Origin of the sequence: Rhizomicrobium palustre (assembly GCF_011761565.1) — a bacterium.
GTDB lineage: Bacteria > Pseudomonadota > Alphaproteobacteria > Micropepsales > Micropepsaceae > Rhizomicrobium > Rhizomicrobium palustre.
In genome coordinates this window covers 590,461-611,512 of the sequence record NZ_JAASRM010000001.1, presented here as the reverse complement: position 1 = coordinate 611,512, position 21,052 = coordinate 590,461, and the positions used below count along the sequence as shown (strand labels likewise).

20 protein-coding genes and 1 tRNA gene are annotated in these 21,052 nt (G+C 60.6%); 11 read left to right on the top strand and 10 right to left on the bottom strand.

Features of this window, described 5'->3' with window-relative positions:
* Positions 1 to 77: 77 nt before the first annotated feature.
* Together FHS83_RS02580 and FHS83_RS02575 are read right to left on the bottom strand one after the other, a co-directional pair.
* Positions 78 to 1,262, bottom strand: coding sequence for a glycoside hydrolase family 130 protein (locus tag FHS83_RS02580; protein ID WP_167080593.1), 1,185 nt, complete (start codon positions 1,260 to 1,262; stop codon positions 78 to 80).
* A gap of 25 nt (positions 1,263 to 1,287) precedes the next feature.
* A complete protein-coding gene (locus tag FHS83_RS02575; RefSeq protein WP_167080591.1) occupies positions 1,288 to 2,400 on the bottom strand; it encodes a glycosyl hydrolase in 1,113 nt (370 codons plus the stop codon).
* 90 nt (positions 2,401 to 2,490) lie between these two features.
* Here FHS83_RS02575 and FHS83_RS02570 point away from each other — a divergent pair, with 90 nt between their 5' ends.
* From FHS83_RS02570 to FHS83_RS02560, 3 genes are all read left to right on the top strand, one after another.
* Complete coding sequence (locus FHS83_RS02570; RefSeq protein WP_167080589.1) at positions 2,491 to 3,360, top strand: aldo/keto reductase; 870 nt, start codon at positions 2,491 to 2,493, stop codon at positions 3,358 to 3,360.
* Between the two features lie 40 nt (positions 3,361 to 3,400).
* Complete coding sequence (locus FHS83_RS02565; protein WP_167080587.1) at positions 3,401 to 4,876, top strand: CYTH and CHAD domain-containing protein; 1,476 nt, start codon at positions 3,401 to 3,403, stop codon at positions 4,874 to 4,876.
* Between the two features lie 156 nt (positions 4,877 to 5,032).
* The gene (locus FHS83_RS02560) at positions 5,033 to 5,908 is read left to right on the top strand and encodes a hypothetical protein (RefSeq protein WP_167080585.1); all 876 of its coding nucleotides are present in this window, start codon (positions 5,033 to 5,035) and stop codon (positions 5,906 to 5,908) included.
* A gap of 52 nt (positions 5,909 to 5,960) precedes the next feature.
* Here the strand turns inward: FHS83_RS02560 and FHS83_RS02555 are convergent, their stop codons facing one another.
* Complete coding sequence (locus FHS83_RS02555; protein WP_167080583.1) at positions 5,961 to 8,183, bottom strand: xanthine dehydrogenase family protein molybdopterin-binding subunit; 2,223 nt, start codon at positions 8,181 to 8,183, stop codon at positions 5,961 to 5,963.
* Positions 8,184 to 8,186: 3 nt separating this feature from the next.
* Positions 8,187 to 8,642, bottom strand: a complete 456-nt coding sequence (locus tag FHS83_RS02550; protein WP_167080581.1) for a (2Fe-2S)-binding protein — start codon at positions 8,640 to 8,642, stop codon at positions 8,187 to 8,189.
* 119 nt (positions 8,643 to 8,761) lie between these two features.
* Here FHS83_RS02550 and FHS83_RS02545 point away from each other — a divergent pair, with 119 nt between their 5' ends.
* Positions 8,762 to 9,634 (top strand): DUF72 domain-containing protein, encoded by an 873-nt coding sequence (locus FHS83_RS02545; RefSeq protein ID WP_167080579.1) that lies wholly within the window; start codon positions 8,762 to 8,764, stop codon positions 9,632 to 9,634.
* Between the two features lie 113 nt (positions 9,635 to 9,747).
* A complete protein-coding gene (locus FHS83_RS02540; RefSeq protein WP_167080577.1) occupies positions 9,748 to 10,362 on the top strand; it encodes a YceI family protein in 615 nt (204 codons plus the stop codon).
* 2 nt (positions 10,363 to 10,364) lie between these two features.
* On the opposite strand, the gene dinB is transcribed toward FHS83_RS02540, so the two are convergent.
* The 3 genes from dinB to FHS83_RS02525 form a co-directional block, all read right to left on the bottom strand.
* Positions 10,365 to 11,444, bottom strand: coding sequence for a DNA polymerase IV (dinB, locus tag FHS83_RS02535; protein WP_167080575.1), 1,080 nt, complete (start codon positions 11,442 to 11,444; stop codon positions 10,365 to 10,367).
* A 178-nt stretch (positions 11,445 to 11,622) separates the two neighbouring features.
* Positions 11,623 to 13,074, bottom strand: coding sequence for a catalase (locus FHS83_RS02530; protein ID WP_167080573.1), 1,452 nt, complete (start codon positions 13,072 to 13,074; stop codon positions 11,623 to 11,625).
* Between the two features lie 164 nt (positions 13,075 to 13,238).
* The gene (locus tag FHS83_RS02525) at positions 13,239 to 13,577 is read right to left on the bottom strand and encodes a hypothetical protein (RefSeq protein WP_167080571.1); all 339 of its coding nucleotides are present in this window, start codon (positions 13,575 to 13,577) and stop codon (positions 13,239 to 13,241) included.
* 241 nt (positions 13,578 to 13,818) lie between these two features.
* On the opposite strand from FHS83_RS02525, the gene FHS83_RS02520 reads away from it, so the two are divergent.
* Positions 13,819 to 13,892 (top strand) — tRNA-Gln (locus FHS83_RS02520).
* Positions 13,893 to 14,077: 185 nt separating this feature from the next.
* Positions 14,078 to 14,320 (top strand): GIY-YIG nuclease family protein, encoded by a 243-nt coding sequence (locus FHS83_RS02515; protein WP_167080569.1) that lies wholly within the window; start codon positions 14,078 to 14,080, stop codon positions 14,318 to 14,320.
* Positions 14,321 to 14,363: 43 nt separating this feature from the next.
* Here the strand turns inward: FHS83_RS02515 and FHS83_RS02510 are convergent, their stop codons facing one another.
* Positions 14,364 to 15,065: a class I SAM-dependent methyltransferase gene (locus FHS83_RS02510; protein ID WP_167080568.1), complete on the bottom strand. Its 702-nt coding sequence runs from the start codon at positions 15,063 to 15,065 to the stop codon at positions 14,364 to 14,366.
* A gap of 315 nt (positions 15,066 to 15,380) precedes the next feature.
* Here FHS83_RS02510 and FHS83_RS02505 point away from each other — a divergent pair, with 315 nt between their 5' ends.
* The 4 genes from FHS83_RS02505 (at position 15,381) to FHS83_RS02490 (ending at position 20,039) form a co-directional block, all read left to right on the top strand.
* Positions 15,381 to 16,391, top strand: coding sequence for a Ppx/GppA phosphatase family protein (locus FHS83_RS02505; RefSeq protein WP_167080566.1), 1,011 nt, complete (start codon positions 15,381 to 15,383; stop codon positions 16,389 to 16,391).
* Positions 16,388 to 17,044, top strand: coding sequence for an RlmE family RNA methyltransferase (locus FHS83_RS02500; RefSeq protein WP_167080564.1), 657 nt, complete (start codon positions 16,388 to 16,390; stop codon positions 17,042 to 17,044). Before FHS83_RS02505 ends, FHS83_RS02500 begins: the two co-directional genes overlap by 4 nt.
* A gap of 294 nt (positions 17,045 to 17,338) precedes the next feature.
* The gene (locus FHS83_RS02495; protein WP_167080562.1) at positions 17,339 to 18,184 is read left to right on the top strand and encodes a formate/nitrite transporter family protein; all 846 of its coding nucleotides are present in this window, start codon (positions 17,339 to 17,341) and stop codon (positions 18,182 to 18,184) included.
* Between the two features lie 115 nt (positions 18,185 to 18,299).
* Positions 18,300 to 20,039: a DUF885 domain-containing protein gene (locus FHS83_RS02490; RefSeq protein ID WP_167080559.1), complete on the top strand. Its 1,740-nt coding sequence runs from the start codon at positions 18,300 to 18,302 to the stop codon at positions 20,037 to 20,039.
* Here the strand turns inward: FHS83_RS02490 and FHS83_RS02485 are convergent, their stop codons facing one another.
* Both FHS83_RS02485 and FHS83_RS02480 read right to left on the bottom strand, forming a co-directional pair.
* Positions 20,040 to 20,213 carry a hypothetical protein gene (locus tag FHS83_RS02485; RefSeq protein WP_167080557.1) on the bottom strand — a complete coding sequence of 58 codons (174 nt, stop codon included), beginning with the start codon at positions 20,211 to 20,213 and terminating at the stop codon, positions 20,040 to 20,042. It lies immediately after the preceding gene.
* Positions 20,214 to 20,282: 69 nt separating this feature from the next.
* A complete protein-coding gene (locus tag FHS83_RS02480) occupies positions 20,283 to 20,993 on the bottom strand; it encodes a hypothetical protein (RefSeq protein WP_167080554.1) in 711 nt (236 codons plus the stop codon).
* Positions 20,994 to 21,052 lie beyond the last annotated feature (59 nt).

Below are 21,052 nucleotides of genomic sequence, written 5' to 3'. Positions count from 1 at the left end.
CTCTCGAAAGACAACTTGGCGGCCGGCTTCCCCGGCCGCCTTTTTATTACATCACGCAAGTTGGGTCGGCGCAGCGTTTATCCCAGCCGCTCCAGGTTTTTCGCGATCAGCGCGCTCCTCTGCTGCACGCAAGCTGCCGAGGTCAAAGGATCGGATGGCGTGTTGGTGACGTAATCCACCAGCCGCTCCACCGTCGATGTCGCGACATGCAGGCGCGTGTCGGAAGAGGCGTAATAGATGAAGACCTCACCCGCATCATTCACGATCCAGCCATTGGCGAAAGCGACGTTCGAAACATCCCCGACGCGCTCATCGCCTTCCGGCGCGATGAAATAGCCGCTGGGGGCGTGGGTCAGCTTCCACGGCTCATTCAGATCGGTCATGAACATGTAGAGCACATAGCGCAGGCCCGCCGCGGTGTTGCGCACGCCATGGGCAAGATTGAGCCAGCCCTTTTCCGTCTTGATCGGGGCAGGGCCCTGGCCGTTCTTCACCTCTTTGATGGTGTGATAGACTTTCTTATCGATCACGGTTTCGCTTTCGATCTCGGCCTTGGTCATGTCTTTGCAGAGACCCCAGCCGATGCCACCGCCCGAGCCGACCGAGATAAAGCCATCCTGCGGGCGGGTATAAAGCGCGTATTGACCGTCCACGAATTCGGGATGCAGCACCACATTCCTCTGCTGGCCGGAATGGGTGACGAGATCGGGCAGACGCTCCCAATCGATCAAATCCTTGGTCCGTGCGATGCCGCATTGCGCGGTGGCTGCCGAGGCGTCGTTGGGCTGGCTATGGTCTTTGCGCTCGGTGCAGAAAAGCCCATAAATCCAGCCGTCTTCATGCTCGGTCAAGCGCATGTCATAGACATTGGTGTCCGGCTCATCGGTCTCGGGAAGGTCGATGGGATAATCCCAGAAGCGGAACTGATCGACACCGGTGGGGCTTTCGGCCACCGCGAAAAAGGATTTGCGGTCCCAGCCTTCCACCCGCACCACCACGAGGTATTTGCCGTCCTTGAAGATCGCACCGGCATTGAAGGTGGCATTGATGCCAAGCCGCTCCATCAGGAAGGGGTTGGTGTGAGGGTCGATGTCATAGCGCCAGAACAGCGGCGCATGCTCCGCGGTCACCACCGGATTCTCCCAGCGGCGGAAAATTCCGTTATGGTTGAGAAGGGGGCGGTTTGGCCGCATCAACAGCGCGTCATGTTGCGCGGTGAGCTGGGCCAGGCGCGTGGCGAAACTTTCGTCCGATGAAAACATGGTGCTTGTCTCTGTGCTTTTTGGCTCAGTGCAGTTTGGAGGGGCAGATCGGGTTCGGTTTATGCAGCGGTGCGGGATTGGTGACATGGGCCGAGACCGCGGCACGGAAAGCGGGCGGTAACTCGCCCAAGGAAAGAACGCGCGGCAACTTCATGAAGGCGGCGACCGCTTCGGGCTTGTTGCAGAACTGGCAATTGCCATCCTTGCTCCAGCCGATATTCAGCATGTCGCCCCAGAGCAGCACATAGGATGGGTTCAAATCGTCCAGCACCTTTTGCGTCGGGGCGAGCCCGGTTTCGCTGATCACGAAAGGCGTATTGGGTGCGAGCTTGGCGAGATTGGTTTTGGCAGCAGGGAATTTCCAGCTCGCCGCATCCGGCTCATACATATCGGTGCCGACAATGTCCGGCTTATGCTTCTTGGGGAAGTATTTGGCGGCATCCGGCGCCTCGCGATCGATGGAAAAGACCCAGATCAGATTGTCGAGCTTTTCCTTCACCGTCAGCTCTTCATAAAGCGCATCCCAAAGTTCCCCCATGGCGTCTTGCTTTCCCCACCAGAACCAGCCGCCATTCATCTCGTGATAGGGGCGGAAGAGGACCACCACGCCCTTGTCGCGCAAGGCATGCAGGGTTTTGGCCATGGCGTGCACGTCATCGGCCCAAAGCTGGTACTCGCGCGTGCCCGGCGTAAGCACCGCACGCAGCGTCTCTGCGCTCATCGCTTTTTGCGAGCATTCGAAATATTCGCCGCGCTGGCACACTTCCACCGGGTTACGTGCATGCCAGGATATGGTGACCAACCCGCCTGCCTGGGTTTGGGTTAAGGCACGATCAATGAGATAGTTCGAATAAGGCGGGTAGGCGATGGCATTCATCATTTCCAGGCCAAGCACCGCCGGGCGCCTGCCCGAAATCTCCTTCAGCCGGTCGGCCGAGGTGCAGTCGATATACACTTCGTACTCATTCACCTGGGTGCCCGAGAGCGTCTTCCTCTGGCTGGGAAGGTCGGCGAGATAGGATATAATCGCCGCGCGCTTGCCCTTGATGTCGAGGGCGAGGTCCTTGGCTCCGCCGATCGCGGGCAGGGCAGAAAAAGCCGTCAAGCCCGCAGCAATCAGAATGGCCGAAAGCCGCATGGCGCGCCCCTTCCCAAGGTTTGTTCTATGGACGAAGTTTAGCTATACGAGCCCCGCCAGACAACGCTTACAGCGACGAGAGGATACGCGATGATCGCCTTGACGGAACGCGGCAAGAAACGGCTCGCCTACGGGTTTTGGCGCTACCACGAAGGCCAGGTCGAAGAGGCGCTCGCCATGGTTTCCGCCGCGCGCGAAGCTGGCATCGACCATCTCGACACGGCAGACGTTTATGGCGGGGTCAGCGGCTATGGTGGGGCGGAGCGCCTGCTCGGAACCTTGCGCAAACAGGCGCCCAAGCTGTTCGATGGCGCCTTCATCGCCACCAAGGGCGGCATTGATGTGAAGTCGCCCTATTGCTCGTCGCAGGCCTATCTGCAGGAATGTGTCGACGGCAGTTTGTCGCGTCTCGGCGTGGCGCGGATCGATCTTTTCTACATCCACCGCCCCGATATCCTCACCCATCCGGCGGAACTCGCCGCCACCCTCGATGGCTTTGTTGCGGCAGGCAAAATCGCGGCGGTCGGCGCGTCCAACTTCACCGTTGGCCAGGTCGATGCCTTGAAACGCTATTTGAAGGCGCCGCTGGTGGCGCATCAGCTCCAGCTTTCGCCAGGGCATATTGAGCCTATCTTTGACGGCACGCTGGATCAGGCGATGCGCGAGAATATCGCGATTGCGGCTTGGTCGCCGTTGGCTGGTGGACGCCTCGGTGCCGATGGCCCGGTCGAGTTGCAGGCGGTGCGCCAGGTGCTCGTGCGCATTGCGGCGCATCATGGGGTGGCGCCTTCGGCCATCGCCATGGCGTTCCTCTTGAAGCATCCGGCTTGCATCACCCCGATCATCGGCACCCAAAAGCCCCAGCGCCTGACCGAGATGTTGGCGGGGCTGACGGTGCAGCTTTCGAGCCGCGAGTGGTACGATATCATCGAAGCCGCGCGTGGGCACCGAATGCCCTAAAGCGTGCTTTGTGCGCGTACCCGGCGTAACATGATCCATCATGGCTGATGAGATCGAAATCAAGCTTGCCGTTCCGCCCGAGGCGCTGAAAGCCGTCACGAGGCTGGATTGGCTGAAAAACACGCGGCCAAAGCGTAAAACGCTGCGTTCGGTCTATTTCGATACGCCGAAGCTGACCCTGCAGGGTAAGGGGCTCACTTTGCGCGTGCGCCATAGCGGTAAGAAGCGCCTCCAAACCGTGAAAGCGGAAGGCGAGGGTGTCTTCACCCGCCGGGAATGGGAATGCGAGATCGCTAGCGACAGGCCCGATATCACCGCGCTGCCACCGCTGAAGAAACTTAAAGACGCCAAGCTCAAAGCGGTGTTTGAGACGGTGGTCACGCGCAGCATCTTCCTTCTGAACCTCGATGGCAGCGAGATAGAACTCGCCCTCGATCACGGCACGCTGAAAGCCGGTCGGCGGCGCGCGCCCATTTGCGAGATCGAGCTGGAACTAAAAAGCGGCAGCGTTGAGAAGCTGATCGCGGCAGCAAAGCGGTTGGCCGATGCAGTTCCTGCCGCTTTCGAGATGCGCGCGAAATCTTCGCGCGGATATGCGCTTGCCGCGGGTGAAAAGCCCGGACCGGTGGGCGCCAACGACATCGCCCTTGATGAAGAGATGAGCTGCGCCGCCGCTTTTCGCGTTCTCGGCAAGGAGACGCTGCGCCACATCACTGCCAATGAGGATGCGGTGCGTCTTGGCCAATCCGAGGGGGTGCATCAGATGCGCGTGGGGCTGCGCCGGTTGCGCGCCGCTTTTTCGCTCTTCAAGGAAATGCTCGCCGATCCGCAGAGCCAGGCAGTGAAGGCGGAATTGAAATGGCTCACCGGTGAGCTTGGCCCGGCGCGCGATCTCGACGTCTTTGTCCGCGAAAGCGTCACCCCGCTGGAAGAAAGCGCGCGCGAGATGACTCTGCTTAAAAAGGATATGGAACAGCGCCGCGATAGCGGTTTTTCTCGCGCTAAGGCGGCGCTGGCGAGTGAGCGTTATCGCCGCCTCATACTGGACAGCGCGCTTTGGCTGGAAGGCGGGGCGTGGCGCCGCGATGGCGATCTCTTGCAGGCCGCACGGCGTGACCGGCCGGTTCTTTCTTTCGCGCGCGAAGTCCTGACGGCGCGTCACAAGAAGATTGTAAAAAATGCAAAAGCTCTGAAAACCTTGGATACCCTCCAGCGCCATAAGCTGCGCATCGCCATCAAGAAACAGCGCTACGCGGGGGAGTTCTTCGCCGCGCTCTTTACCGGAAAAAAGAAGATGGCGGCGGCGCTGGAAAAGCTGCAGGACACGCTCGGCCGTCTCAATGATTTCTCCACCCATAAAAAACTTGCGGGCGAAATTGTCGGAAAGCGTAATGCCCAAAAATCCTATGCCATCGGCATTGTCACCGGGCATGAAGGCGTCAAGTTTGCCGCCTCAATGCGCGCTGCCATCAAATCCGCGCGCGTCGTGAAAACGCTGAAGCCGTATTGGGCGTGACTGAGCACATTCCCTGAAGTCGCCACTGGAACCACCCAGCCCTGAAGCCGTTCCTCCCGGGACAAGCGGGAGAATTCACATGAACGGGATCATTTATCTGGTTGGCCTTGTTGTCGTCATCGTCGCCATTCTGTCCTTCTTCGGACTGCGCTAACGATGGGCGCCGTTCCGCAAACTTCGACACCCTTGCCTGAAGGCACGGTGCCGCATGTGCAATGGTCGTCGGTAATCGCGGGCGCGATTGCCGCCTCCGGCGTTTCCTTCACCTTGCTCGCTTTTGGGGCCGGGATCGGGCTTTCGGTGGCATCCACCGCGCCGACATGGCGGGATTCCTCCGCCTGGCTTTGGATTCTGTCCGGCCTCTTCCTCATCCTGGTGGCGCTTTCGGCCTTCGGCTTGGGTGGGTATATCGCCGGCCGCATGCGTTCGGCCTTTCGCTCGCCGAGCGTCGGCGAGGGCGAATTTCGTGATGGGGTGCATGGGCTTGCCACTTGGGGCCTCGCCATCCTCGTCACCGCGATGCTCGGCCTTGCAGGGGCGGCGGCGATCACCCCCATGATGGCACCGGGCGGCGGCGGCCAAGGCCCTGCGGCCTCTACCTCAGGTGAAAACATCATCGCCTCGGAACTCGATGAATTGTTCCGCAGCGCTCGCAACACCAACGATACCGCCATCACCTATCAGCGCTCGGAAGCCGCCCGCATTCTCTTGAAGAGCAATGGGCATAACGGCGTCACCATTGATGAGCGCAATCATTTGGCCAATGTGGTGGCCAATCGCACCGGCATGCCGGCCGATCTTGCCATGTCGCGGGTGGATCGGGTGATTGTCGCCTCGCAACAGGAGCTGCATCGCGCCCGCGTTGCCGCCGTGTTGCAGGCTTTCATGATCGCGGCGGGGCTTTTGCTCGGCGCGGCGGTGGCGTGGTATTCCGCCGTCGAAGGCGGGCGGGATCGTCAGCGCGGTACCCTGCCAGCCTGGAGCTGGGGCAATCGCGCCACGCCGGGATCGCCAACACCGACGCGGCTCTAAACATTCACGGCCATGGCCGGGCTCGACCCGGCCATGATGATTTTAGCCGGTCTCACACCGCCAAAAGCTTGGGATCAATCGGTAGCGAGGCTACCCGCTTTCCCGTCGCCGCGAAGATGGCATTGGTCAACGCCGGAATGATCACCGGCATGGGCGGCTCGCCAAGCCCGGTGGGGCGGTTGTCCGTCAGCACGAATTGCACCTCGATCGGCGGCACTTGGGCGAGCATCAGCGGCGGATGGCCGTCGAAATTGCTCTCCACCGTGCGGCCCTTGGCGAAGGTGATCTTTTCGTTCAGCGCATGGCTGAGGCCGTCAATGATGCCCCCTTGGCACTGGTTTTCCGCCCCCATCGGGTTGACGATCTGGCGGCCCACATCCACCGCGGCCCACACCTTGTTGATGGTGATGGCGCCGTCTTTGGCGACAGCGGCTTCCACCACCAGCGCGGCATAGCCCAGATGGCAGAAGGCGAAGGCGATGCCGAGGCCAGTGCGCGGCGGTACCGCGCGGCCCCAGCCGCTCATCTGCGCCACCTTTTCCAGCACCCCGCGCGAACGCGATGCCGAAAGCCGTCCCGGCTGCTTTTCCGCCGTGGCCAGAAGCTCAAGCTGATAGGCAAGCGGGTCTTTGCCTGCTTCATGCGCCAGCTCATCGATGGTCGATTGAAACACCCAGTTCAGCGCGTTTTCGCTCGGGGCCCGCAACGGCCCCATCGGCACACCGGTTTCGATCAGCGAGGCGCCGAAGGTGAGGTTGGGCACGCGGCCAGCCGGATAGCTGTCCGGCGGCATGCCCGCGCAGCTCGCGAATTTGTTCGCCTTGCCGAAGCTGACGAAATGATGCTTCCAAGCTACCGGCTTTCCGCTGGCATCGATCCCGGCCTCGATTTTGTGCCAGCCGCCGGGGCGATAGAAATCGTGATGGATATCGTCTTCACGCGTCCACAGCAGCTTCACCGGCTTGCCCACAGCGCGTGAAATCCAGGCGGCTTCCACCACATAATCATTCATCAGCCTGCGCCCGAAACCACCGCCACAGCGCGTCATATGAATGGTGATGTTCTTCAGCTCCATGCCGAGCGTCGTCGCCACCAGCCCGCGGGCCGCTTCCGGCAATTGCGTCGGCGCCCAGATCTCGCATTTGCCGTCCGCGACATGGGCGGTGCAATTCTGCGGTTCCAGCGTGACATGGGCGAGGAAGGGATAATCGAAGCTGAGCGACACGGTTTTCGCCGCGCTCTTCAGCGCCGCATCCGCATCGCCATCCTTGCGCAACGGCAAAGTGGGCGCGGCGGCGAACATCTTCTTCGCCGTGGCGGCAAACCCCTCGCTCGATTGGTTGGCATAGGGGCCTTCGTCCCATTCCACCTTCAGGCTCTTGCGCGCCTTGTTAGCCTGCCACCAGCTCTTGCCGACAATGGCCACACCCGGCAAAAGCCCTGTGGAGGCGGTGCCGCCTTCGGCTTCGAACACTTGCGTGCTGCCGCCCTTCACGACGAAGGCATCTACCACGCCGGGCAGCTTCTTGATCTCGTCAAGATTGGCCGATTTTACTTTGCCCCCGAAAACCGGGCATTTCTGGAACACAGCATAAAGCATTCCCGGCACTTCGACATCGATGCCGTATAGGGGCGCGCCCTTCACCAAACGCGGGGAGTCGATCCCCACCGTCGGCTTGCCGATCAGGGTGAAATTCTTCGCATCCTTCAGCACCACACTTTTCAGCTCTGGCACTTCCAGGCCGGAAGCCGCTGCCGCCAGCGAACCATAGCTCGCCTTCTTGCCGCTCGCCTTGTGCGTGATCGTGCTCTGCGCCGTGGTGCATTCGCCTTCCGGCACATTCCATTGCTTGGCCGCGGCTTTGATCAGCATGGCGCGGGTGGCCGCGCCCACCTGACGCATCGGCGTATAGTTTTCCGTCACCATCATGCTGCCGCCCGCATACTGGCCTTTATAGGTGTCGGTGTTGAGGTCGGCTTGCTCGATCTTCACATGGCTCCAATCGGCATCGAGTTCCTCGGCGATCAGCATGGCGAGCAGCGTTTTCGCGCCTTGGCCGATCTCCGGATTCTTCGCCATGATGGTGATGCTGTTATCCGGCGTGATCTTCACAAAGGCATTGAGTTCGCCATTCTTGCGCGCCTCTCCTTGGGCGCAGCCATAAAGCCCCAGCATCAAGACGCCGCCCGTGGCCGCGCCAGCTTTCAGGAAAAAGCGGCGGCTCGCACCGGTCTTCGTGCTTTCGATCACATCCTGCAATTGGCTCGGCAGCATGGTTCAGCCCTCCGCGGCCAGTTTGATCGCCGCGCGAATGCGGGTGTAGGTCCCGCAGCGGCACAGATGGCTTCCCATCGCATCGGTGATCTCGGCATCGCTCGGCTTGGGCGTTTTGGCCAGAAGCGCAGTCGCTTCCATGATCTGCCCCGGCTGGCAATAGCCGCATTGCATCACATCGATCTTCAACCAGGCTTCCTGCACCCGCTTGCCCACCGCGGTGGTGCCGATGCCCTCGATGGTGGTCACCTTCTTGGTGCCGAGCGAGGAAATCTCCGTCATGCAGGCGCGCACCGGCGCCCCATCCACATGCACCGTGCAGGCGCCGCAGAGGCCCGAGCCGCAACCGTATTTCGTGCCCTTCAGATTCATTGCATCGCGCAGCACCCACAGCAGCGGGGTGTCGGGATCGACCTCCACGTTGTGATCGGCGCCGTTGACGTTGAGTCTATACTGCATGGGAACCTTCCTGGAGGCTTTAAGAGGTATCACGCCTCGCCCCCGCCCGCAAAGAATGCCCGCCCCGGGCACAGCGAATGTCACTGGCGGGCCGGGGGTTAAATTTTCAAAATCCCGTGATGAAAAACCCCAGAATTCGGATCGGGATTTCAGGCTGGCGCTATAAACCCTGGCGGGGCGTCTTCTACCCCAAGGGTTTGCGCCAGAAGGACGAGCTTTCCTTCGCCGCCTCGGTGTTCAAATCGCTGGAGATCAACGGCACCTTCTATGCCTTGCAGCGGCCGGAAAATTTCGCGGCTTGGTATGCGGCGACGCCCGAGGATTTCGTCTTCTCGGTGAAGGCGCCGCGCTACATCACCCATATCCTGCGCCTCAAAGAGGCCGAGCAAGCCGTGGCGAACTTCCTCGCTTCCGGCGTGTTGGCGCTGGAGGAAAAGCTCGGCCCCATCCTGTGGCAAGTGCCGCCAAGCTACCGCTTCGATCCCGAACATCTCGAAACATTTTTTGCGGGGCTTCCGCACAGCACCAAAGAGGCTGCCAAACTCGCCCGCCGCCGCGATGCAAAAATGGAGGGGCGTAGCCTTACCAAGATCCAAGAAGACCGGCCCCTGCGTCACGCGCTGGAAATCCGTCATGAATCTTTTCGCGATCCCGCTTTCATCAAGCTTTTGAAGACATACGATATCGCCCTGGTGGTGGCCGATACGGTGGAGTGGCCGCTGCTTCTCGATGAAACGTCTGATTTCGTCTATTGCCGCCTGCATGGCTCCGAACAGCTCTATGTCAGCGGCTATACCGAAGAGGCGCTCGATCTCTGGGCTACGCGGGTTAAGGCGTGGACAGAAGCTGGCATCGCCGAAGGCCCGCGGGTCGGCAAGCCTGGCGCGAAGAAGAAGCGCGAGGTCTTCGTTTACTTCGATAACGATGCCAAGGTCCGCGCCCCCTTCGATGCCCAAAGCCTGGTGGCGAAAACAAGCACTACTGCGCGCTGATGGTGTCCAGGCGGAAGGAACGCTTTTGGAAACCCAGCATTGCCGCAAACGTGACTTTCAAATCCGGGACACCTGCGTCATTTTGTCAGCGAAACATCACCGGAAACGTGACCATGTCCCAATACCGCCGCTTTGCCGCAAGTTTTGCTTTCGCCGTGCTCACCGCCACGGCTGCTTTCGCGCAAGCCGCGCCCAACACCGATCCGGCCAATGTCGTGCCCGGCCAGTATCAGCTTGAATCGAGCCATGCTCGCGTGCTTTTCGCCGTGAACCATATGGGCTTCTCCACCTGGTATGGCGATTTCTATGGCGCCACGGGCAACCTCAGCCTCGACACTAAGAATCCGGCCGCCGCCAGCCTTGAGATTTCGATCCCGACCGCTTCGGTCCTGACCCCGAACGACAAGCTCAATGGCGAGCTGAAAAGCGCCGATTGGTTCGACGTCCAGAAATTCCCCACCATCACCTTCAAGTCGACCAAGGTGAGCCTCACCGGCAAGGCGACCGCCGATGTTACCGGCACGCTCACCTTCCACGGCGTCTCCAAGCCGGTCACGCTGCATGCCGCCTTCCTCGCCTCGGGCACCAACCCGATGAGCAAGGCCGTCACGGTCGGCTTTGAAGTGAAGGGCGTCTTGAAGCGCTCCGATTTCGGCGTCGGCAAATACGTGCCGCTCGTCGGCGACGAGGTGGAACTCACCATCTCCGCGCCGTTCGAGAAGAAGTAAGGCTAGCCAAAATCAAAATCGAGTTGATTGGGCGCGGCGGTTTCTTCCTCCGGGAAGTGGGAGACCGTCACGCCCACCAGCCTGACTCCATTCTCCACCGGGAAAATGCTGCGGGTTAGCGCCAGCGAAATCTCAAACAACTCCTCGCGCGACTGCACCAGATGGCCGAGCGTGCGCGAGCGGGTCACCTGATGAAAATCGGCATATTTTATTTTCACCGTCACGCTCTGGCCGAACATCTGGGCCTTTTCGCACCACGCCCAAACTTCCTGCGCCTGCTCCAGCATCGCCTTTTCGATCTCGGCGGGCTCACGCAAATCGGTGAGGAGCGTGATCTCTGAGCCAGAGGATTTGCGTGGCCGGTCGGGCTCCACCGGGCGGTCATCCTCGCCGCGCGCGATGGCGTAATACCAGGGCCCGATCTTGCCGAAATGCTTGACCAGGAATTCGAGCGGCTTGGCCTTCAGATCCGCGCCGGTGAATATCCCCAGCCGGTTCATCTTCTCGGCGGTGACTTTGCCCACGCCATGAAATTTCTCGATCCGCAAGGCTTCGACAAACGCCGCGCCCATATCGGGGCGCACCACGAATTGGCCATTCGGTTTCTTGTAATCCGACGCCAGCTTGGCGAGGAATTTGTTATAGGAAATGCCTGCCGAGGCGGTCAGCCCCGTCCACTCGAATATCCGGGCCCGGATTTCTTTCGCCGTTTCCGAAGCCGTCGGTACGCCGCGCAAATTGCGCGTCACATCGAGATAGGCCTCATCCAGCGAGAGCGGTTCCACCAGCGGCGTGTATTCCAGGAAGATGGAGCGGATCTGCCGCGACACGGCGCGATAGACCTCGAAGCGCGGCCACACGAAAATCAGCTCCGGGCATTTTTTCAGCGCGGTGGTGGAGGGCATGGCCGAGCGCACGCCGAATTTGCGCGCCTCATAGCTCGCCGCCGCCACCACGCCGCGCAAATTGGGGCTGCCCACCGCCACCGGCTTGCCCCGTAGCTCCTCCCGGTCGCGCTGCTCCACCGACGCATAGAAGGCGTCCATATCGATATGGATGATTTTTCGTACGGGCGGGGACATGGGATGTGTGAAGCGAGGCTCAATGAGACGAGCATAGCTGTCTAGCACATCAGAGGGGAGGGGGCTGTTCGTCCCGCGCATAGCTCCTCGGGGGAACAGGCATGGAGGGAATAAACAAACGCCCCGGTCTCCTTGGGGGGAGAAGACCAGGGCGCTTTAGCCGACGAGGGGGGAAGGGCTATGCCGGCTTATGCTGATCGATCTTCACGCCCAGACGCCGCGCCACGCCTGCGCCGTATTGGGGATCGGCGCGGAAGAAATGGCAGAGCTGGCGCATCACAATCGCTTCCGGCACGCCTTTCATGGCGCCCGCGATGGTATTCATCAGCCGTTCCTGTTCGTCCTTGGGCATCAGACGGAAAAGGGCGCCTGCTTGGCCATAATCGTCATTGCCATCGCGATGGTTATAGCGATCCGCCTCGCCGGAGATTTTCAGCGGCGGTTCCTTGAAACGCGGATCCTCCTTCGGCCCGTCATAGGAATTCGGCTCGTAATTCACCGACCCGCCGCTATTGCCGTCAAAGCGCATGGAGCCATCGCGGTAATAGTGATGCACCGGGCAGCGCGGGCGGTTCACCGGCAGGGCCTCGTGATTGGTGCCGACGCGATAGCGCTGCGCATCCGCGTAAGAGAGGAGGCGGAACTGCAGCATCTTGTCGGGGCTGTGGCCGATACCGGGCACGACATTGCCAGGCGAGAAGGCGGCCTGTTCCACTTCCGCGAAATAGTTTTCCGGGTTGCGGTTCAGCTCCAAGACGCCGACCTCGATCAAGGGATACTCCGCATGCGGCCACACCTTGGTGAGGTCGAAGGGGTTGTACGAGGTCTTGTCGGCATCGGCTTCCGGCATCACCTGCACGCAGAATCTCCAGCGCGGGAAATCGCCTTTCTCGATGCTGTCGAAGAGATCGCGCTGATGGCTTTCGCGGTCCTCGCCGATCAGCTTGGCCGCTTCCTCGCCTGTAATGGTCTGAATGCCCTGCATGGTCTTGAAGTGGAACTTCACCCAGAAACGCTCGCCAGCCTCGTTGATGAAGCTATAGGTGTGCGAGCCATAGCCATTCACATGGCGATAGGATTTGGGCAGGCCACGGTCCGACATCAAAATCGTCAGTTGGTGCAGGCTTTCCGGGCTGTGCGACCAGAAATCCCACATCGCGGTGGCGCTGCGCATATTGGTCTTGGGATCGCGCTTCTGGGTATGGATGAAGTCGGGGAATTTGTACGGATCGCGCACAAAGAAGACCGGCGTGTTGTTGCCGACCAGATCCCAATTGCCTTCCTCAGTATAGACCTTGAGGGCGAAGCCGCGCACATCGCGCTCGGCATCAGCGGCGCCTTTTTCCCCGGCCACGGTCGAGAAGCGCAGCAAGCATTCGCTGGCGGCGCCCTTCTGCAGCGCCTTGGCCTTGGTGAAGCGCGAGATATCGCCGGTGATGGTCAGCGTGCCATACGCAGCCGAGCCCTTGGCATGCACCACGCGCTCGGGGATGCGCTCGCGGTTGAAATGGGCGTGCTTCTCAAAGAGCTGCCAGTCCTGCGCCAGCAAAGGCCCGCGCGGGCCTGCGGTCAGGCTGTTTTGATTATCGCCGACGGGGGCTCCCGATGCGGTGGTGAGGGTCTTAGTCATTGCTCGTCCTTCCCAAAATCTGGGCAGACGATGCCGGGCTGGGCGTCATTTGTGAAATGGATTGTTTCCACCGTTATGATAGATGCTGTCTATCATTTATCGCGCGCGGCAGTGCGGTGAATCCCCAGGTTGGGGGCGCAGGGGATTCACCATTGCGCCAGGGGTTACTTGCAGGCGGCCGGAACGTCGGCGGCCACGGTGCAGCCCTTACCGTTCGAGGTCAGGTTGATGGTCTGGGCGCTGTTGTCGATCGTGACTTCATAATTGCAACCCGCGCCTGCGCCAGCGTTCCAAGGGTTGCCCGAACTGTTCAAGGTGCAGGTCTTTCCCAGCGCCTTGAAGATGATCTTGTTGGTGCCGGGGTTGAAGGCGGTGCCGCTCTTCGAGCTGATTTTGCCCGCCGGCTGCACCGTGTCGGTGGTCGAGGTGATGTTCAGGGTGTCAGCGAAGGCCATCGGGGCCAGCAAAAAGGCGGCTGCGCCCGCGAGAAGCAGATACTTCATGATGTTCTCCCTCCAGTTGAGTTCTGGTGAGGGCAACCATAAGTCCCATATCTGCCGGAATGCAACTACAAATATAGTTTACACGAATAGTGCAACTTTTACTTGATGACCCCGTGGCTTAAGGTGATGTCCTTGGGCAGCTAAATGCGATCTATCCACATTTAGCGCCCCGCGACGACAATGCGCGCCCACAGAGTCCTTGAAATCGAAAGGCAAAAGAGGCTAGAAGCGCCGCCTCCGTTGGGGGATCGTCTAACGGTAGGACTGCAGACTCTGACTCTGCCTGTCTAGGTTCGAATCCTAGTCCCCCAGCCATCCTTCGCTTGCTTCGCAAGCTACGGATGGCTGACGCCCTGCAAAATCCTCGAAATGCGAAGCGAGCGAAGGGTGGCTGTCCTCCGAAGCCTTGGCGTAGGAGGACGGGTGACGTCTGGCACATACCCCTCTCTCCCCAATTCTACTTTAGGTTAAGGTCTGCCAACAATGCGGTGGGGGCAGCAATGTTCTACGTCTATTTACTGCAGAGTCTGGCTGATCCGGCACAGCGCTACACCGGGTTCTCAACGGATTTGAAGGAGCGCCTCAAAGCACATAATGCTGGCCGCTCCACCCACACCGCCAAATACCGTCCCTGGGAATTGGCCGCCTATTTCGCCTTCAAAACCGAACCCCGCGCCCGCGCCTTCGAGCACTACCTAAAATCCGGTTCCGGCAAGGCTTTCGCGAATAAGCGGCTGTGGTGAGCGCGCCGCATCGCCCCGCCACAGCGTCTTCGTGGCCGCGCGCCTAGTGCCGGGCGTTCACATACAGTGTGTTGAGGGCGCGCTGCTTTGAATCCAGAGCCGGATCGAAATCCCGGCGTTCGACGGCGGTAAAACCGGCCTCGTGCAACAGCTTTTCCAGGGTCTCGAAATCATAGGCGAATTGATGCTCGCCGGCTTGGCGGGTGTGATGGTGCAGATGCTCCATGCGGGTCTGGCACCATTTGGGATGCCACAGCCGTTTGGCGATCGCGAAGACGTCTTCCTCGGCAAAGCCCGCGCGCGTCCGGCTCGGATTGGCCACGCCACAATAATCCAGCATGTACCATTCGGTATCGGGCACCCCTAAGCTGAGGACGCCCTCGGGTTCGAGAATTCTCGCGCATTCCTGCAAGAACTGCAGCGCCTCACCGGGATATTGCAGGTGCTCCAGAAAATGCTCCGAATAGACCATCGCGCAGGATGCGGAGTCGAAGGGGAGCGGGCGGCGAAGATCCAGCGCCAGATCGGCCGCCTTGTTGAGATCGACATTGATCCAGCCCGGCTTGGCGGCGAGGCCGGAGCCGAAATTTATCTTGCAGCCATGGCGCCCGCTGTAGCGCGCCGCGCGCTTCACCCCGCGGTGATGGCGATAGGCTAGCCCAAGTTCGGCGCGCAGACCTTTGAGGGCTTGTGCAAAGCCCGGTGAGATCGCCGCTGAAATCGCTTTTTCAAGGCCGATCTTCATACTCTACCCCGGTAGAATCCCAGCAGAGATGCAACTCTCGGGCTTGTGACGCGCGGTAAGTCAATGGCGGGCCACGGCAAAGCTCTTCGGCGGTATTTGCTATCAGGAATTGCGGCGCAATGGCGCAGGGCTCCGCCTCAACCTCACCCCACCGGTGTTGCGGCAGAAAAATCGTAGGCCCGCTCGCAACACCATGGAATTTCTCTAAACTGACCGCTGGCTGTCGCTTACCTGTAAAGAAAACCTCGCGGCACCACCCCTGCGTGCTAGTTTGCCTCTGCTGCTTCACATTTTCGTTAGGACACCTTCAGCCCCATGGACCAACCGGTGAAAAAGCAAAGGCGGCGGCGGCATTTGGGCCGCAAAGCCCCGCCGGTGCTGGCGGCTTTGGATCTGGGCACCAACAATTGCCGTCTGTTGATTGCCTCGCCGGGGCGTGAGGGCAGCTTTCGCATCATCGATTCCTTTTCCCGCATCGTGAAGCTGGGGGAGGGGGTGGCCCATTCCGGCCAGCTTTCCGAAGCCGCGATGGATCGCACCATTGCCGCGCTCAAGGTCTGCGCCCAGCGGATCGAACGCCATGGCGCCCGCTTTGTCCGGGCAGTGGCGACAGAGGCTTGCCGGGCGGCGTCCAACGCCGGGGTGCTGGTGGAGCGGGCGGCGAAAGAGGCAGGGATCACCCTTTCGGTGATCTCGGCTGCGGAAGAGGCAAGGCTCGCCGCGCTTGGCTGCGCGCCCTTGATCGGGGCCCATTACGAAGGCGCGCTGGTCTTCGATATCGGCGGCGGCTCCACGGAAACCATCTGGCTTGGGCGCGATCACGGAAAGCCGCTGATTATCCATTTCGATTCCGTACCCTTGGGGGTGATGACCCTGTCGGAAGGCGCCGCGATGGCCGGCACGCCGATGGACTACCAAACCATGCGCCGCGATATGCGCAACCGCTTCGAGGCGGTGAAGCGCGATATGGATTTGAAGGGCGGCTTTTTCGATACCACCCGCCATCATCTTCTCGGCACCTCCGGCACGGTGACGACGCTCGCCGGTGTCGCGCTGAAGCTGCAACGCTATCTGCGCTCGCGTGTCGATGCCTCCTGGCATGATTGCAATGCCATTCAAGGCGTGGTGGAAGAGCTTGCCGCCATGGATCGGCCCGCGCGTGCGGCACAGGGCTGCGTCGGCAATGAAAGAGCAGACTTGATCGTGCCGGGATGTGCGATATTTAGCGCCATTCATGACGTCTGGCCTTGCGCCCGCCTGCGTGTCGCTGACCGGGGCCTGCGCGAAGGCATTTTACGGGAATTGATGGCAGAGGCACGCCGATGAATAATGAGAAACGGGTGAAGAACACCCGCGGGCGCACCGTGTCGTCCAAGCGCTGGCTGGAACGTCAGCTCAACGATCCCTACGTCGCGCAGGCCAAGCAAAAGGGCTATCGCTCGCGCGCCGCGTTCAAGCTGAAAGAGCTGGATGAAAAATTCCGGCTCCTGCGCCGCGGCGGACGCATTCTAGATTTGGGTGCAGCCCCCGGCGGCTGGAGCCAGGTTGCGCGCGAACGCGTCGGCGATGACGGCAAGGTGGTTGGCGCCGATATTTTGGAGATGGAGCCGATCCCGGGCGTGGAGTTCCTCCATCTCGATATGCTCGCCGAAGAAGCCCCTGGCCTGATCAAGGCGGCGCTGGGCGGCGAAGCCGATCTTGTTCTCACCGATATGGCCGCGCCCACCACGGGCCATCGCGCCACCGATCACATCCGCACCCTGGCGCTGTTCGAAGCCGCGCTCGATCTCGCCATCGAGGTCCTGCGCCCCGGCGGCGGTTTTGTCGGCAAGGTGTTTCAGGGCGGGGCGACAGGCGATGTGCTGAATACGGTGAAAAAGCACTTCTCCGACGTCAAACACGTCAAACCGCCGGCGAGCCGCAAGGAGTCGGTGGAACTCTACCTCGTCGCGCTGGGGTTCAAGGGGCGGAAGGAATAGTGCGTGATCTCACCCTCCCCTTGAGGGTGGAGTAGCGGCAGCGTGCGACCGGAAAAATCGCAGCATTGCTGAGATTTTTCGGGGAGGGGTAAATCGAGACACGGGGCGCGACAGACCCCTCCCCGAACGATTTCGCTGCGCTCTCTCGTTCGACCCTCCCTCAAGGGGAGGGTAAATGGCTTCCCAATAAGCATTTCCCACGAATGTATTGCGCGCTTTGGCCGCGCTTATGTGCCTTCTGTTGGCCTTTTCCCGCAACTAAAGACGCGGGCGAATTCAAGAGCGTGATCTCGTATGGGCGTTGAACCGGTCTCATCCCAATCCTTCGGCTCTGATTGCTTGTCACCGCAGGAAATCGAAGCCTTTGTTGAAAAGCTCGGCGTGAAAAAGGCCCATTCGCCGATCATGGCGAGCCTTGGTCAGGCGTTCCTCGCCGGCATGTATATCGGCTTCGGCGGGTTGTTCTTCTGCATCGTGCTGGCTGATGCCACGCTCGGCTTTGCCGCACAGCGCCTTCTGGGCGGTCTTGTCTTCGCGCTCGGCCTTGGCCTGGTCGCGATCGCGGGCGCCGAACTCTTCACCGGCAATTGCCTTCTCACCATGGCGTGGTTTCAGGGCCAGATCAAAAGCTGGGAGCTGGGCAAGAACTGGGTGATCATCTGGGTCGGCAATTTCATCGGCGCGCTCACCCTCGTGTTTCTCGTTTACATGTCGCATCACTATGCGATGAATAACGGCGGCATCGCCAAAGCGGTGATCACGCTCGCGATCTCCAAGCTGACGCCGGATGCCGTCACGATCTTCTTCAAGGCCGTGCTCTGCAACATCCTGGTTTGCCTCGGCATGTGGATGAGCTATGCGGGCCGCTCCGTCGCCGACAAGATGGCGGGCCTTGTGCTTCCGGTCGCAGCCTTCATCGCTGCGGGCTTCGAGCACTGCATCGCCAATATGTATCTTCTGCCGCTCGCTTATGTGCTCGTCGCGGCTGGCCATGCTCCGGCTGGTCTCGATGTCTCGGTCGTGACCATCCCGGCCATCGTGCACAATCTCATCCCGGCCACGCTGGGCAATATCGTCGGCGGCGGCATCTTCGTCGGCGGCGTCTACTGGTTCATCTACCGCAAGGCCTACAAGCACTAAGTCTCCTGAAAGCCTGTAGTGTGAAGACCCCGGCAGCATCCCTGCCGGGGTTTTGTTTTGCCGCTCGACAGCTTTGCGCCCCGCGCGATAGCTTATGCGCAGAAGAGGGGATGTCATGAAAACCTGTTTTGCCGCCGCTTTCGCGCTGGCCACCGTTTTTCCCGCGATGCATGCCGCCACCGCGGATGCGCAATTAAAGACGCTCTACACCTCGGAATGGGGCTGGCGCATTGCAGAGTTCCAGGATGATGAGGACAACACCCGTCCGGTCCCGGCCCATCTTCCCCATGTCGATACGGTGAGCCAGGAAAAGCGCCTTGCCCGTTGGCAGGAAACGCTCGCCGCGCTGGAGAAGATTTCCCCGACCGAGCTTTCACCCAAAGAGCAGGTGAATGCGCAAGTTTATCGCGTGCAGCTTCAAAGCATGATCGCATCAGAAAAATTCCGCGATTATGAGATGCCCGCCAATTCGGATTCCTCCTTCTGGGGCGAGTTCAACGATCGGGCGCGCAGGCCCTTCCGCACCGAACAGGATTATCGCAACTGGCTTTCCCAGCTCAGCGAGCTGCCGCGCTATTTTGGCGAAAACATCGCCAATATGCGCGCCGGTTTGAAGCGCGGCTTCACCCCGCCGCAAGTGACCTTACAGGGGCGCGGCGATGCCATCACCAAAACCGCGTCGGCCAAGCCCGAAGACACTGCCTTTTTTGAGCCTTTCAAGGATATGCCGCCGAACATCCCTGCATCTGAGCAGGCCGCGTTGAAGGCGAAAGCGCTGAAGCTGATCATGGGCACGGTCCAGCCGGCTTATCGCGATCTCGATACATTCTGGCGCAATGAATATCTGCCGCACACGCGCAAAACCCTTGCCGCCGAGGATCTGCCGGATGGCAAAGCCTATTACCGCGCGCAGATTTTGAACTACGCCACCGTCACCACCCCGCCGGAGGAAATTCACCGTCTGGGCCTCTCCGAAGTCGCCAAGCTGCGCGGCGAGATGGAAAAGGTGATGAAAGAGACCGGCTTCAAAGGCTCTTTCGCCGAATTCCAGCGGATGCTGCGCACCGATCCGAAATTCTACGCTAAGACCCCGCAAGAGCTGCTGGATCGCGCCGCCTGGATCGCGAAAGAGTTCGATGGCAAGGCCAATCTCTGGTTCGGGCTTTTGCCGCGCGGGCGTTTTGCCATTCGCCCCGTGCCGGACGACATCGCGCCGTTCTATACCTCAGGCCGTGGCGGGCCAGGCGTCTATCTCGTCAATACCTATAATCTGCCGCAGCGCCCGCTTTATAACCTCACGGCGCTGACCTTGCATGAAAGCGCGCCGGGACATGCTTTCCAGATGCCGCTCGCGGCGGAAGATACCTCCCTGCCGGATTTCCGTCGCCACTCTTATATCTCGGCCTATGGTGAGGGCTGGGCGCTTTACAGCGAATGGCTGGGGCAGGAAATGGGCATGTATCACACGCCCTATGATCGCTTCGGCATGCTCGGCTATCAAATCTGGCGCGCGGCGCGTCTGGTGGTCGATACCGGCATTCATTCCAAGGGCTGGACGCGCGAACAGGCGATTGCGTACTTCCGCGAGAACACCGCGCTGCCCGAGCATGAAATTGAAACCGAGATTGATCGCTACATAGCTTGGCCGGGGCAGGCGACGTCTTACTATCTCGGTGAGATGGCGATCCGCGCGGCCCGGGCCAAGGCGGAAAAGGAACTCGGCCCGAAATTCAACATACGCGCCTTCCATGACGCGGTGCTGGCGACTGGCTCTGTGCCGCTTCCAGTCCTTGAATGGCAGGTTTCCAAATTCATTGCCGGTGGCGGCAAAGGGCCGTACCCGGAACTCGAGTAATCACGGCCCCGCCATATAGATGATCGCAAACATCAGGATCACCAGCACCAAGCCAATACCCAAGACATAGCGCATCCGCCCCAAAGTTTGCGCTTGGCGGGCGCTGTGGCTGTTGAGCTCGCGGCTGTTGTTGTCTTCGCCTTGCGGCAGATACTCGGCCTCTTTGTCGGCCATGGAACGCTCCCCGGCAGGCGTGAAACAGAAAAGGGCCGGTAGAACGCACCGGCCCTTCTTGTTTTGGTGCTATTGCGGCGTATTGGGTCCCGTCGTCGTGCTGTTGCCGTTCGGATTGTTCGTGCTCGAGGGCCCGTTCGGTCCCATACGGGGATCGTTGGGCGCGCGTGTCGTGTCCGAATTGGGTGTGTTCGGATTGGTGGTCGGCGGGGTTTGATACGTGCTGCCCGGCGCGCCCATGGTGCTGCCGCTGTTGGTGCCCGTGGCGTTTGTTCCGCTCGAGCCAGGCGCGCCGGTGGGCGAACGCTGGCCCGCCGAATAGCCGCTGGTGGAAGAACCGGTACTGCCTGGCCCCGTCACGGAATTCGATGTGCCATAGCTGCCGCTGGTCGAGCCCGATTGGCCGAGCTGCTGGCGGTTCAGGTCATCCGTACGCGAACTTTCCTGAGAGGACATGTTGCTCTTGTGATGCTTCTTAGCCTTCTTTTTGCTCGCGTGGCTCATCGAATTATCGCTGGAGCCGCCAGAGCTTGAAGGATCGCTGCTCATGGAATCACTCGAGCCGGTCTGGCCGGGATTGCTGCGGGTACCATTGCTTTGCGTGTTTTGGTTGTTGTTGTACTGGCCTCCGCCGCTCTGATAGCCCGTGGTCGACGAACTGCCGGGCGAGGAACCGGTGGAGGATGGGCTCGTACCGGTCGATTGCGCTGCCGCCAGTGGCGTCATTACGGCCAAGCTGAGAACTGCGATACCCGTTAAGAGGTGATGCTTGAGTTTCATGGAACTCTCCTTCCAATCTTCTTTGGCCAATTTTCTTGGCCTGGTTCCCCTTGGCGGCT

Bases quoted from the DNA above. Each gene is read 5' to 3' on its own strand.
- FHS83_RS02510 (WP_167080568.1), bottom strand. From the start codon at position 15,065: ATGAAGATCGGCCTTGAAAAAGCGATTTCAGCGGCGATCTCACCGGGC.
- FHS83_RS02550 (WP_167080581.1), bottom strand. From the start codon at position 8,642: ATGCAGTATAGACTCAACGTCAACGGCGCCGATCACAACGTGGAGGTC.
- FHS83_RS02495 (WP_167080562.1), top strand. From the start codon at position 17,339: ATGGGCGTTGAACCGGTCTCATCCCAATCCTTCGGCTCTGATTGCTTG.
- FHS83_RS02490 (WP_167080559.1), top strand. From the start codon at position 18,300: ATGAAAACCTGTTTTGCCGCCGCTTTCGCGCTGGCCACCGTTTTTCCC.
- FHS83_RS02480 (WP_167080554.1), bottom strand. From the start codon at position 20,993: ATGAAACTCAAGCATCACCTCTTAACGGGTATCGCAGTTCTCAGCTTG.
- FHS83_RS02555 (WP_167080583.1), bottom strand. From the start codon at position 8,183: ATGCTGCCGAGCCAATTGCAGGATGTGATCGAAAGCACGAAGACCGGT.
- FHS83_RS02575 (WP_167080591.1), bottom strand. From the start codon at position 2,400: ATGCGGCTTTCGGCCATTCTGATTGCTGCGGGCTTGACGGCTTTTTCT.
- dinB (WP_167080575.1), bottom strand. From the start codon at position 11,444: ATGTCCCCGCCCGTACGAAAAATCATCCATATCGATATGGACGCCTTC.
- FHS83_RS02530 (WP_167080573.1), bottom strand. From the start codon at position 13,074: ATGACTAAGACCCTCACCACCGCATCGGGAGCCCCCGTCGGCGATAAT.
- FHS83_RS02545 (WP_167080579.1), top strand. From the start codon at position 8,762: ATGAAAAACCCCAGAATTCGGATCGGGATTTCAGGCTGGCGCTATAAA.
- FHS83_RS02580 (WP_167080593.1), bottom strand. From the start codon at position 1,262: ATGTTTTCATCGGACGAAAGTTTCGCCACGCGCCTGGCCCAGCTCACC.
- FHS83_RS02485 (WP_167080557.1), bottom strand. From the start codon at position 20,213: ATGGCCGACAAAGAGGCCGAGTATCTGCCGCAAGGCGAAGACAACAAC.
- FHS83_RS02570 (WP_167080589.1), top strand. From the start codon at position 2,491: ATGATCGCCTTGACGGAACGCGGCAAGAAACGGCTCGCCTACGGGTTT.
- FHS83_RS02525 (WP_167080571.1), bottom strand. From the start codon at position 13,577: ATGAAGTATCTGCTTCTCGCGGGCGCAGCCGCCTTTTTGCTGGCCCCG.
- FHS83_RS02560 (WP_167080585.1), top strand. From the start codon at position 5,033: ATGGGCGCCGTTCCGCAAACTTCGACACCCTTGCCTGAAGGCACGGTG.
- FHS83_RS02540 (WP_167080577.1), top strand. From the start codon at position 9,748: ATGTCCCAATACCGCCGCTTTGCCGCAAGTTTTGCTTTCGCCGTGCTC.
- FHS83_RS02500 (WP_167080564.1), top strand. From the start codon at position 16,388: ATGAATAATGAGAAACGGGTGAAGAACACCCGCGGGCGCACCGTGTCG.
- FHS83_RS02515 (WP_167080569.1), top strand. From the start codon at position 14,078: ATGTTCTACGTCTATTTACTGCAGAGTCTGGCTGATCCGGCACAGCGC.
- FHS83_RS02505 (WP_167080566.1), top strand. From the start codon at position 15,381: ATGGACCAACCGGTGAAAAAGCAAAGGCGGCGGCGGCATTTGGGCCGC.
- FHS83_RS02565 (WP_167080587.1), top strand. From the start codon at position 3,401: ATGGCTGATGAGATCGAAATCAAGCTTGCCGTTCCGCCCGAGGCGCTG.